Below are 12,364 nucleotides of genomic sequence, written 5' to 3'. Positions count from 1 at the left end.
AATCGCGATGAAAACTAAAGATTTGACCATTTTTAATCCTTAAAATTTTTTATAAATGCGGCGCGCAAAAAGCGCCGCCGGTATGAAATTTAACCAAGCGCAAAAGCACGCAGTGCCGCGCACGCGAGCAGCTTCTCGCCGCCACACGGCGCGCGGAAGCCGCGCTAGGGCGGGCGCGCCTAATAATGCTCGTTTGAAAGCCCCTCTTTATCGAGCTTTTTAGCATCCATCGCGCACCAAACATAGCTGATGTATCCGAGTACGAAAGGCACTAGAAACGACACGTAAAACATCGTCTTAAGCGTATAGAGGCTCGAACTTGCATTTGCCAAAGTAAGTGAGCTTTGCAAATCAAAATTTGACGGATAAAACGCCGTGTTGTTTAGACCCAGAATCAAAAATACGCTCGTTACCGCGCATACGACGCCCATGCCGTAGAAAAATATCCCGCGCACGCTGCTTGTAAATGCGCCTTTGAATATCCCCACCAGCACCAGCACGACACCTAGCAGCAGCAAGATTAGCGCCGCAGGCAGACTTAGGTAGTTATGCAGATACTTAAAGCTCTCAAGGCTTACTACGCCGCCAGCGCCTACTGCGTAACCCTGTTTTAGCAATACCCACGCTAAAAACGCGATGAAAAATACCAAAAACGCGCTAGCGTTAAATTTAAGCGAAGCTTTGAGCTTAGCGATCATTTCAGGCTCGGCGATATTGTTCATCAAATATAAGCTCGCTCCAGTTCTGGCGCAGAAAAATAGCGCAAACCCTAAGATGTAATTAAACGGATTTGCTAACGCCTCAAGCCCGCGAGCGGAGTTTTTCCACTGCACGAAATTATTATCGCCCAGCGCAAACTCGCTGCCGCTAAAAAGCGTCGAGACGATGATGCCAAGCAGGATCGTGCCCAGCGAGCCGTTTATGAAAAGAAAGGCTTCATAAGTTTTAGCGCCCAAGAAATTATCGGGCTTTTTTCTGTATTCGTAGGCGACGGCTTGGATTATAAAGCAAAAAAGCAGAGCCATCCACGCCCAATATGCCCCGCCGAAGCTGGTCGCATAAAATAGCGGAAACGCTGCAAAGCACGCTCCGCCGAACATCACGAGCGTAGTAAACGTGAGCTCCCATTTCTTGCCGATGGAATTTATTATAAAATCCTTCTCGGTCTCACTCTTTGCCAGCGTAAAAAGCAGCGTCTGACCGCCCTGCACGAAGAGCATAAAAACCAAAATTCCGCCCAGAAGCGAAACCACGCACCACCAATAAATTTGAAAAATTTCGTGCATCTTAAAATCCTATCTTTATCTGTTTTAGCATGATCTTTATCTCGGCTATGAATAAAACCGTAAATAAAACCGCAAAGAGCGCAAACGAGATCATTATGTTCGTCCCCGCCAGGCTCGTAGCCGCGACGCCCACCGGCATGAGATCCTGTATAGCCCACGGCTGGCGCCCTACTTCGGCTACGATCCAGCCCGCCTCGCACGCGACGTATCCCAAAGGAATGCTAAAGACGCAAAGCCATAGAATTTTCTTGTATTCGGCGAGGTTCTTTCGCATCGCCAAAAATAGCGTCACGAAAAATAGCAAGATAAAATAGCTTCCCAAAGCCACCATCACGTGGAAGCTGTAAAAGGTAAGCGCCACGGGAGGGACGATCTGCTTCGCGTCGTCAAGGTAGCCGTAGCCTAAATTTTGCATATTTTGGTTGCCAAATAAAATTTCGCGCGCTTGCTGCATCGCTGCGGTATCATTGGCATCTTTGGCGATTTTGTAATCCTTCAGCGCTTGCAGGGCGATTTTGCCTTTTTCGATCTTTTTATCAGCACCTTCGATGCCGAATTTTTCGTTTCCAAATACCAAATCATCGATGCCCGGAGTGAAATTATCAAGTCCTCTCGTAGCCATCAGTCCCAGCGCGTAAGGCGCCTTGATCTCAAATAAAAACGGCTCCTTATCGTCTCCCGCGGTTTTACTCGGGTTTAAAACTCCCGCCGCGACGATGCCTGCATTTACTTCGCCCTTATACAGACCCTCCATCGCCGCAAGCTTCATCGGCTGCTTTTGCGCGACCTGATAGGCGCTCTCGTCGCCGCTAAATAGCACGAAAAGCGAGCTTAGCATACCGAAGCTTGCCGCTACGATGAAGCTTTTTTTAGCAAGCGCGAAGTCTTTGTGTTTTAGCATATAAAACGCCGAAATTCCAAGCACGAAAAGCGCCGCGGTAATGTAGCCGCCGCCGACGGTATGTAAAAATTTAGCCACTCCGAAGTGAGATAGCGCGATATCTAAAAAATTACTCATCTCGTTGCGCATCGTATCGGGATTAAAGCTCGTACCAACAGGGTTTTGCATCCAAGCATTCGCGATTAAGATCCAATACGCGCTTAAATTTGATCCGATCGCCACGAGCCAGGTTGAAAGAAGATGAAATTTTTTGCTTACGCAATCCCAGCCGAAGAACATTACCGCAAAGAAGGTAGCCTCTAAGAAAAACGCCAGCAAGCCCTCAATCGCAAGCGGCGCGCCGAAGATGTCGCCCACGAACCAGCTATAATTCGCCCAGTTGGTGCCGAACTCAAACTCCATTATGATGCCGGTCGCGACGCCGATGGCAAAATTTATACCGAAAAGGCGCAGCCAAAATTTAGTGATCTTGAGCCACTCCTGCTTACCGGTCGCGACATATAGGCTCTCCATAAACGCCACGATAAAGCTAAGCCCCAGCGTTAGGGGCACGAAAAGAAAGTGGTAAAGCGCCGTAAGCGCAAACTGCGCCCTCGACCAATCCACGCTAGCAAGCTCTTGCATTCCTACTCCTTAGTCAAATTTTTATAAATGAAATCGATTTTTTCTTGATCGGTTTTAAATTTAGAATCCAAGTTTTCGTCAAAAATGAAAAATTTCAGTAGCACAAAAATTATAAATAGCTTGATCAAAATCACCGCCCATAGCGTTTTGCCAAGCTTCATCGAAGCAAATCCGTGCGCGTAAAATTTTAAAATTTTGCCGAAAAACATCAAATTTTAACCTTTAGCAATTATTAGTTTATATTTTTTATTGTATAACAATTAATTAAAATTTAGCTTTAAATTTTGAAATTTTGGTAGCAATTTTATCTTTTTAATAAACACCTCGGTCTTGCGTCATCTCGCTCAAGTAAAGTTTTATTGTATAATTCACAAACAATCACATTTTACTTAAACTGCACAAAATTTTAGTTTAGATTCGTCATATAAAATTTTAGAATAGAATACGAGCAGAAAAATATGTGGGGCTTTACTAAGCATCTTTATGCCTAATTCGTAGCGATTTTAAATAGAATTTTTACAGGCAAATTAACACGGCTTAGCCGAAAGCAGACGTAAGAATTTTAAAATTAAACGCCCAAAGCTACACGATATAAAATTCAAGAACGTATAATTAACTCGACACAAAATTTAAAGCACTCTATTTGACTGGCACGAATAATTGAAAAGCCTAAGAGGCGATTTAGCGTAAATTCGCAGCATGGCTCATCAGCGATACAATCTCTGCTAAGTCGAATTTACCGCCGAAAAAAAGATTGAAAGCAAGCGCGCCCTGATTTATCAGCATCTCCTTGCCATCTTTTACGGGCAGATTTTTTGCGCGCGCGGCTTGCAAAAACGGAGTCTGCTTACCGTAGATAGCGTCAAAGGCAAATTTCGCGCGGGATAAAATTTCATCTATTACCCCCTCGGGCGCAGGCAGCGCGTCATCTTTGAGCCCCGCGCCGGTGGCATTGACGATCAGATCGTAGTCTTTGGACTTGAAATTTTCGTAGCTAAAAAATTCCTCGCAGCCGAAGTCAAAATCTTTTACACTACGGTTTAGGATGTCAAATTTCACGCCGTTTTTGCCTAGTGCGTAGCCGATTGCTCGCGTCGTGCCGCCCGCGCCTAAAATAAGCGCGTTGCGAATCTTGCCAAAGCCCAAGATCGCGCAGAAAAACCCCTGCGCGTCGGTGTTAAAGCCGTGCAGTGCACTGCCTTTTAGCACCAGCGTATTTACCGAGCCGATCCTTTGCGCCGCCTCGCTTAGGACATCGCAGGCTTTGAGCGCGTCGAGCTTAAAAGGCACGGTTACGTTCGCGCCCGTAAGCCCTAAAGTTTCAAATTTAGCTCGCAGCTCCTCGCCGCACTGCAGCAAAACTCGCCCGTAGTAGGCGTCCAGCTCCAAAAATTTTATCGCGTAATTATGAAGTAGCGGCGAGAGAGAGTGGGCGATCGGGTTGCCGAAAACCGCGAATCTGTCCACTATTTCACTCGGTAGATATACGCTCCGCTATTGATGCTGCGCATATCGCTAAGCGCCTTTTGTAGCGCCTCACCCTCGAAAGGTCCGACTAAAATTTTAGTCACGCTCTTGCTTCCGACGTGAGTTTGCAGCGCAATTGGGCTGTAGCCTTTTTTGGTGATTTTTTTGGTATCAGATCCGTTTGGATCGTAGGCATTGGATGCGAAAACCTGCACATAACTGCCGTTTGCCACGCTGGTGCTGGTGCTCTTTGCTGCAACGCCAGCCTTTACGTTCTCGCTTTTAGACTCCGGCTTGCTAGCTTCTTTTTTAGGCTCGGACTTAGCAGGCTCTTTCTTGGTCTCAGCTTTAGCATGTTCCTTTTTAGCTTCCGTTTTTGAAGGCTCTTTTTTAACTTCTGCTTTTGCTTGTTTTTCGGGTTCTTTTTTAGGCTCTACTTTTTGCTCGACTTTTCTAATTTCGGTTTTAGAAGGCTCTTTTTTGATCTCGTCTTTTGCAGACTCTTTTTTAGGCTCGGACTTTTTTACGTCCGTTTTTTCAGACTTTTTGGCTTCGTCTTTAGGCTCAATCTTTTTACTTTCTATTTTAACTTCGGATTTTTTTGGCTCTTCTTTGATTTCGGGCTTTTGGATTTCTACTTTCTGCGCTTCAGGCTGAGCGCTTGCGACGACCTTACTTTCGGAATTAGGTTCCTGGGTTTTTATCTCTACTTTGGTTGGAGCTGCAGATGCTGCATTGGGTTCTGATTTCACCTCTACAGGCTCAGGCTGCGAAGGCTCAGGTTTTTGAACTTGTACGGCAGGCTTTTGCTCCGCTTTGGCAAGCTCTTCTTCACTAGGCATAGTAAGACCTGCGTTAGTATCAATATCGTCTTTATTAATAGCCTTCATTATGATTAAAATGATTAAGAATAAAACTACGACGCCGGCTGCAACGGTAAGACCCTTTTTCAAATTCGCGTTCTTATCGACATTGCCGCTATTTATCACTATATCGTCTATGCTGCTCATATCGAAATTTTTGTCGTTCATACTCTCTCCTAAGATTATTATTTACTTTGTAAATTCTACCACGCAAAATTTACGAAATAAATAATTCGGGTAAGCTTACCCGAATTTATTAAATTTAATACATCGCGCGGTCGTAGATGATAAAGCGGTGCGCCAAATCCCGCACTTCCTCTTTGACCTGCGCCTGAAGCTTAGAATTTGAGATATCGCTTAGCACATCGGCGATTTTATTTCCGATAAACTCAAATTCTTTCTCCTTCATGCCGCGCGCCGTAAGTGCGGGGCTTCCGACGCGGATACCGCTGGTGACGAATGGACTGCGCGTCTCGCCCGGCACGGTATTTTTATTCGTCGTAATGCCTGCATTTTCAAGCGCGGCACTAGCGTCCTTGCCGCTAAAATCTCTATTTAAAAAGCTCATTAAAATCAGATGATTATCGGTGCCGCCGCTAACGAGATCAAAGCCGCGCCCAACCAGCGTCTCGCCCAAAACTCTAGCGTTTGCCTTGACCTGCTTGGCATAGAGCTTCCACTCAGGGCTTAGATTATGTTTAAACCCGACCGCCTTAGCGGCGATGACGTGCATTAGCGGGCCGCCTTGAATACCCGGAAAGATCGCCGAGTTGATCTTTTTGGCAAATTCCTCGTCGTTAGTCATTATGATGCCGCCGCGCGGACCGCGAAGCGTCTTATGCGTGGTCGAGCTTACGACGTGGCAGTGCGGAAACGGATCCGTGTGCTCGCCTGCGACGACGAGCCCCGCGACGTGCGCTACGTCGGCGAAAAGAAACGCGCCCACGCTATCAGCGATCTGTCTAAATTTAGCAAAATCTATCTCGCGCGTATAAGCGCTCGCACCGCAAACGATCATCTTCGGCTTTACAATCTGAGCGATCTCAAGCACCTTATCGTAGTTTATGCGGCCGTCGAGCTCCACGCCGTATTCGAAGCTCTCATACATCTTTCCGCTGCTTGAGACCTTTGCGCCGTGCGTCAAATGCCCGCCGTGGCTAAGCGCCATGCCTAAAATTTTATCGCCAGGTTTTAAAAATGCGGCATAAACGCCTTGGTTGGCTTGGCTGCCGCTGTTTGGTTGGACGTTTGCAAACTCACAGCCGAAGAGCTTTTTGCAGCGATTGATCGCGATCTGCTCGATCTCGTCCACGAACTCGCAGCCGCCGTAGTAGCGCTTGCCGGGGTAACCCTCGGCGTATTTGTTCGTTAGCACCGAGCCCATCGCCTCCATCACCTCGGGATAGGTAAAATTTTCGCTCGCGATCATCTCCAAATAATCGCACTGGCGAGCAAGCTCTTTGTTGGTTAAACTAAAAATTTCATTATCGAATTTTTCTAAATTTGACACATTCACTCCTTCTCTAAATTTATCGGCCTCATCGCAGGGAACAAAATCACGTCGCGGATCGATTTTTTATTCAGCAAAATCATCGCCAAGCGGTCGATACCGAGCCCCCAGCCGGTAGTCGGTGGCATCGCGTAGCTAAGCGCGCGGACGTAATCCTCGTCCATCTCGTGCGCTTCGTCGTCGCCCGCGTTTTTAGCGTCGATTTGCGCCTTAAATCTGGCGTATTGATCGAGCGGATCGTTCAGCTCATTAAAGGCGTTTGCAAGCTCCTTGCCCGCGATGTAGAGCTCAAATCTCTCGGCTATCTGAGGATTTTCGTCGCTTCTGCGCGAAAGCGGGCTGATCGAGATCGGAAAATCTACGATGAAGGTCGGATTTATGAGCTTAGCCTCTACATAATTATCAAAAAGTTCGCTCTGCAAGTGGCCTAGATCGAGCTTTTCATTGACTTCAAATTTATCGGCTTTGAGTTTGGCGATGATCTTTTCGCGATCATTTACGATCTGCGGCTCGATGCCGCCTATCTGCGTAAGCGCGTCGAGATACTTTATGCGCGCAAAAGGTTTTGAAAAATCGATCTCGCGCTCATCGTAGATTAAAATTTCGCCCAGTCCGAGCCTCTTAAACAGCGCTTTAAATAGCTCCTCGGTTAGGTTCATCGCGTCGTTATAATCATGCCACGCCCAGTAGAATTCTATGCTGGTAAATTCCGGATTGTGCGTCAGATCCATACCCTCGTTGCGGAAGTTTCGGTTGATCTCAAAGACCGCCTCCATGCCGCCTACGACGAGGCGCTTTAGATACAGCTCCGGCGCGATACGCAGGTAGCGATCGACGTCTAGAGCGTTGTGGTGCGTGATGAAAGGCTTGGCATTCGCGCCGCCTGCGATAGGGTGCATCATCGGCGTTTCGACTTCCAAAAATCCGTGCTTTTCAAAAAAGCTGCGGATCTCGCTCACGATGATCGAGCGCTTGATGAAATCCTCGCGGACCTCGGGGTTCATTATCATGTCGAGGTATCTTTGGCGGTAGCGCATCTCGATGTCGGTTAGGCCGTGAAATTTCTCCGGAAGCGGCGAGATCGCCTTAGACGCGAGCGTTATTTTGCTAGCATGGATCGAAAACTCGCCCGTCTGCGTGACGAAGGCATATCCGCGCACCAAAATTATATCGCCCACTTCGAGATTTTTCTTAAATTTAGCGTAATCCTCTTCGCCGATGCTGTCGCGCGAGTAATAAATTTGAATATTGCCGCTTTGATCTTCTATGTTTGCGAAGGTGGATTTGCCCGCGACGCGCTTTAGCTTTAATCGTCCGGCGAGGCTTATCTCCTTGCTCGCTTTTTTATCCTCGGTATCTTTTATGTAGCCGAATTTCTCTTTAAACTCGGCTATACTCATATCTTTTTTTAGAAAGTGCGGATAGGGATTAGCCCCTAAATTCCGAAGTTCCGACGCCTTGTCTATCCTTTGGATCTCTAACTGGCTATCAAACAATCTACTTCCTTTTTGCCGCGCATTCAGGGCAAATTCCATACAGCTGCATCATGTGCCCCGTAAGCGTAAATCCGTGCTCTTTGGCGACGGCAAGCTGTTTTCGCTCAATAGTGGCGTCTTGAAATTCTATGATCTTATTGCAGCTTTTGCAGATTAGATGGTCGTGGTGAGGCTTGTTGGCAAGCTCAAATTTCTTGCCCTGCGCGCCAAATGAGATCGACGTCGCCATACCTGAATCCTCAAGCAAATTTAAGGTACGATACACCGTCGCTATGCCTACGTTTAGCTCGGGAAATTTCGCCTTGATCTCGTTATGAAGCGCCTCGGGCGTGAAGTGCTTGTTGTTGTTATAAAGCGTACGGAGCAAAACCTCGCGCTGCTTGGTATATTTTAGACCGCTAGCGGCAAGCGCCTTTTTAAACTCAACAATTAGAGCGTCAAACTCTAAATTTTCGATTTTTGCATTCATAATTTTGTCCTTTCTGTAGAATTTACTTCTGAACTGGCGTTGAAATCGCTAGGTTCAGTGCTTTGATTTTGATCCGAGTTCATACGAGCAGTAGAATTTTGATCTTTTAAGAGCTTGTCATCCATCTTAGAACCGATAGAATCCAAGCTTTGTTTGATCTTCGGATCGTCTTTGAGATTTAAAATCCAATTTCCTATTTTTAAAAAAATCGGCGCAGTTTTGCTGCTTTCAAAATACTTTTTAGTCTGTTCGTTCATCGACATAGGACCGCTTGCAAGCGTAACGATAACGGCAAAAATCAAGAAAATTTTACTTACGCTAAAAACGAACCCGCCGATCTTATCGACAAATCCGAGTCCGCTCCATTTAAAGAATTTTGAAATGATTTCGCCTATAATCAGACACGAGATCCATACGCCAAAAAGCACAGCGATAAAGCCGATGAGAACCTGCGTCGTATCGCCTGAAAGCACGCCGTTTGCATTCTGTAAAGCTGGAATTTTTGCTGCAATCCACTCGCCTGCCATAGTTTTATAACGCATCGCGGCAAAAAGACCACCGATGAGACCCAAAATTCCAAAAATTTCTTTTACAATGCCATTAGTGATGCCGCGCAATCCGAAGAGCACTACGAGTACTAAACAGCCGACGTCGAACCAATTAATACCTTCCATCAAGCACCCACCACGCCTATTAGCTCTTGTAGGTTAGTCGAATACCTAAATGCCGTGTCTTTTGAAATTTGATTTGCACGGATCGCTTTAACCATCGCTTGAGTTTGAGTTATCATACCGGTAGATTGCTGATTTAGCTGCATTTGAGAGTAAATTTGATGCACCTTGTTTTCGCGGATTAGATTCGCTACGGCATTGTTATTTAGCAAAATTTCATGGATCGCGATACGTCCACCGCCAAGCTTCGGCAAAAGCGATTGCGAAATGACCGCGGTAAGTGAGACAGAGAGCATATTTCGTACTTGGAGCTGCTCGCCACCATCAAAGCTATCGATAATACGGTTGATCGTTTGCATCGCAGAGTTGGTGTGTAGCGTACCAAATACCAAGTGACCGGTCTCAGCCGCGGTAATGGCGATCGAGATAGTCTCTCTATCGCGCATCTCGCCCACGAGGATAATGTCCGGGTCCTCACGCAAGGCAAATTTTAAGGCATTAGCGTAGGAATGGGTATCGGTGCCAATATTTCTGTGGGAGAAAAGCGCTTTTTTATTAGTATGGACGAACTCAACCGGATCTTCAACAGTGATGATGTGTTTGCGCTCTTTTTCGTTGATCTCGTTTAGCATCGCGGCAAGAGTAGTTGATTTACCGCTACCCGTAGGTCCGGTAACCAAAATCATGCCTTTTTCGTGCTTAACTACCTCTTTAAAAATCGTAGGGGCTTTTAAATCGTCCAGACTAGGAATATCGATAGGAATAATACGAAATGCGGCAGCCAAATCGCCGTTCATAGTGTAGTAGTAGTTACCACGGAAGCGTCCGATATTAGGAAGCTCGATCGCAAAGTCGAGCTCTTTATTTTCCTCGAGCGCACTTTTTTGAGCATCGGTAATGAGCGCGTAGCAGATATACTCGATATCCGTACCCTTAAGCGGATCCATGGCAAGTGGGCGCAATGTTCCGTCGATACGTATTTGAGGCGCCGAGCGCGAAACTAAGTGAAGGTCGCTCGCTTTGTTAAAAACGACGGTTTTTAGTAGGGTTTCGATATCTACTAAATTTCTTTGAACTTCTTCCATAAAATTCCTTTCAATCGATGATTTTCGGTACTACGAAGTAGCCGCCTTCGGACTGCGGAGCATGCTTTAAGACGCTTTCTGCGACGTCGCTTTTGCGTGGGATATCTTTGCGAAACGGAGTACCGCCTTTTAGCGTAGTGATAGCCGCCTCGCCGCTTTGTAAATCCAGCTCATTTAGAATTTCTACAAAATCTACGATATTATTTAATTGCCCCTTAAATTCCTCCCGTTTTTCATCCGGAATTTTAAGAGCAGATAGCCTTTCCAGCTTACTTAGCAAGGCGTCGTCTATTATCATAACTTTCCTTTTTCTGATAAATGCGACATTATATCATAAAAATTCTTTATCTTAGGCGGTATTTAAAATTTTTTATGCTACAATTATGCCGATTTTCTCAAATAAAGGACTAAATTTTGGCTTTAAAAGACGACATCGAAGGCGTGAAAAAAGAGATTGGCACAGAAGAGCAGTTTCTAGAAAGCGTCATAAAAAGTGAAATTTTCGTAAAAAAATACAAAAAGCCGCTGATATTTTTGGCTGCGGTTTTGATCGTAGCTTTTATCGGATATTACGCAAATGAATTTCTAAGTGATCGCCGCATAGCAAGTGCTAATGCGATCTATGACGAGCTGCTTAACAAGCGTGACGACACTAAGCTAGCCGAGCTTAAGCAAAAAGATATAAATCTATACGCTCTTTATATTTTGCAAAACGGCTCTGCAGACGAGCGAGCGGCGCTAGAAAATACCCAAGGCATCGATGTTATGCTAAAAGAGATAATAAATCTACAAAACGGCAAACAAGGCGGAGTGCTACTCGCCGATTACAATTCTTTGCTTAAGGGCTACGACCTGCTAAAAGAAGGCAAAATCGAGCAAGCTCACGCAGAACTAGATAAAATTCCGCTCAACTCGCCAGTTCGTCAAATCGCACTTGCTTTGAAACACTATGGAGGCAATAAATAATGAAAAAAACGCTGATATTTACGCTTTTACTATCGTTTTTATTTTTAGGCTGCTCGACGAAGCGCCAGTATTTTGAACCCAGCGACGAAAACATCACAGGTGATATGAAATTTAACGGCTCACTGCCATCAGAAATCGTAGCGGTTAGTAAAGACGGCGCGACACTAAAAGACGGCGAAGTCATCTCTAAAAACGGCTTGGTGAAAAATTTTAAAGTCTTAAAAAGCGAGAAATTTTTAGGCGAATATGACGGAAATTTCGTCGTAACCGACATCAATGGCACGCTTAAAGTAGTTAGTGGCACAGGCGCTGTAAAATTTGAAAAAGCCCTCGGCAGACAAGCGCTCAGTGCAAATATACACGGCGATGATTTGGCTTTAGTGATGAGCGATGATTCGATTATGCTTATCAAGCTAAGCTCGGGCGCAGTGGTACTCGATCATAAAGTAGGCGATGCATTCGCAATCGATTCGCGCGTAGCGTCACCGCTATTTATCAACCAACTTATCGCTTATCCTGCGCTAGACGGACTAGTCAGCATCGCAGAAAACGTAGGCGGGCGCTCGGCACGCGATTTCGTCGTGAGCAACCAGCCGTTTTTTAACAACATTATCGCCTTAGAAAATAAGGGCGATAACCTTTATGCCGTAACTGCCACTAGGCTAATGCTGGTAAGTCCTGCGGGCAATAAAAACCATAACGTAGACATCAAAGACGTGATTTTTAGCGGTGATAGAATTTATCTTTTCTTAAAAGACGGCAGAGTCGAGCTACTCGATCGCGGGCTAAATTTAATCAAATCGCGCAAATTCACCTTTGCACAGTTTAGCGGCGCACTGCTTAGCGGCGGCTATCTGTATATCATCGAGCGCAACGGCTACGTCATCCGTGTAAATGAAAATTTAGAGGGACAAGCGATCTACGAGCTAAATGGCGAGTTCGAGGATAAGTCCTTTATCGCAGGTAGCTCGTTTTACTACGACGATAAAATTTTAAATTTTGATGCTAGATAAAATTTCAAAACTT

At 45.7% G+C, this 12,364-nt stretch carries 13 protein-coding genes; 2 read left to right on the top strand and 11 right to left on the bottom strand.

Annotation, left to right across the window (positions count from 1 at the left end; genetic code table 11):
• Positions 1–179 precede the first annotated feature (179 nt).
• The 11 genes from Q0393_RS05175 to gatC all read right to left on the bottom strand — a co-directional run bounded on the left by Q0393_RS05175 (position 180) and on the right by gatC (position 10,670).
• Entirely contained in the window at positions 180–1,286 is a 1,107-nt protein-coding gene (locus Q0393_RS05175) for a cytochrome d ubiquinol oxidase subunit II (RefSeq protein ID WP_298978421.1), read from the bottom strand.
• A 1-nt stretch (position 1,287) separates the two neighbouring features.
• Positions 1,288–2,811, bottom strand: coding sequence for a cytochrome ubiquinol oxidase subunit I (locus tag Q0393_RS05170; RefSeq protein ID WP_298978419.1), 1,524 nt, complete (start codon positions 2,809–2,811; stop codon positions 1,288–1,290).
• Positions 2,812–2,813: 2 nt separating this feature from the next.
• On the bottom strand, positions 2,814–3,020 hold the full coding sequence (locus tag Q0393_RS05165; protein WP_005871229.1) for a DUF4492 domain-containing protein: 207 nt from the start codon (positions 3,018–3,020) through the stop codon (positions 2,814–2,816).
• A gap of 472 nt (positions 3,021–3,492) precedes the next feature.
• Positions 3,493–4,278 carry a shikimate dehydrogenase gene (locus tag Q0393_RS05160; RefSeq protein WP_298978417.1) on the bottom strand — a complete coding sequence of 262 codons (786 nt, stop codon included), beginning with the start codon at positions 4,276–4,278 and terminating at the stop codon, positions 3,493–3,495.
• On the bottom strand, positions 4,278–5,309 hold the full coding sequence (locus Q0393_RS05155; protein ID WP_298097644.1) for a hypothetical protein: 1,032 nt from the start codon (positions 5,307–5,309) through the stop codon (positions 4,278–4,280). The genes Q0393_RS05160 and Q0393_RS05155 overlap by 1 nt, the downstream gene beginning before the upstream one ends.
• Positions 5,310–5,403: 94 nt before the next feature.
• Positions 5,404–6,651 (bottom strand): serine hydroxymethyltransferase, encoded by a 1,248-nt coding sequence (locus tag Q0393_RS05150; protein ID WP_298978415.1) that lies wholly within the window; start codon positions 6,649–6,651, stop codon positions 5,404–5,406.
• A 2-nt stretch (positions 6,652–6,653) separates the two neighbouring features.
• Complete coding sequence (gene lysS / locus Q0393_RS05145) at positions 6,654–8,147, bottom strand: lysine--tRNA ligase (RefSeq protein WP_298978413.1); 1,494 nt, start codon at positions 8,145–8,147, stop codon at positions 6,654–6,656.
• Position 8,148: 1 nt separating this feature from the next.
• Positions 8,149–8,616, bottom strand: coding sequence for a Fur family transcriptional regulator (locus tag Q0393_RS05140; RefSeq protein WP_005871221.1), 468 nt, complete (start codon positions 8,614–8,616; stop codon positions 8,149–8,151).
• Positions 8,613–9,290 (bottom strand): CvpA family protein, encoded by a 678-nt coding sequence (locus Q0393_RS05135; protein ID WP_100067315.1) that lies wholly within the window; start codon positions 9,288–9,290, stop codon positions 8,613–8,615. Before Q0393_RS05135 ends, Q0393_RS05140 begins: the two co-directional genes overlap by 4 nt.
• The gene (locus Q0393_RS05130) at positions 9,290–10,372 is read right to left on the bottom strand and encodes a type IV pilus twitching motility protein PilT (RefSeq protein WP_005871218.1); all 1,083 of its coding nucleotides are present in this window, start codon (positions 10,370–10,372) and stop codon (positions 9,290–9,292) included. Before Q0393_RS05130 ends, Q0393_RS05135 begins: the two co-directional genes overlap by 1 nt.
• A 10-nt stretch (positions 10,373–10,382) precedes the next feature.
• A complete protein-coding gene (gatC, locus tag Q0393_RS05125) occupies positions 10,383–10,670 on the bottom strand; it encodes an Asp-tRNA(Asn)/Glu-tRNA(Gln) amidotransferase subunit GatC (protein ID WP_005871217.1) in 288 nt (95 codons plus the stop codon).
• A gap of 116 nt (positions 10,671–10,786) precedes the next feature.
• Between gatC and Q0393_RS05120 the strand changes: the two genes are divergently transcribed.
• Positions 10,787–11,338, top strand: coding sequence for a hypothetical protein (locus Q0393_RS05120; protein ID WP_298978410.1), 552 nt, complete (start codon positions 10,787–10,789; stop codon positions 11,336–11,338).
• Complete coding sequence (locus tag Q0393_RS05115) at positions 11,338–12,351, top strand: L-seryl-tRNA selenium transferase (protein ID WP_298978408.1); 1,014 nt, start codon at positions 11,338–11,340, stop codon at positions 12,349–12,351. The genes Q0393_RS05120 and Q0393_RS05115 overlap by 1 nt, the downstream gene beginning before the upstream one ends.
• Positions 12,352–12,364: the final 13 nt, after the last annotated feature.

The organism is uncultured Campylobacter sp. (assembly GCF_938015785.1).
Taxonomy (GTDB): domain Bacteria; phylum Campylobacterota; class Campylobacteria; order Campylobacterales; family Campylobacteraceae; genus Campylobacter_B.
Note: the sequence above shows the minus strand (reverse complement) of the source record. Positions and strands in the feature narration are given on the sequence as shown.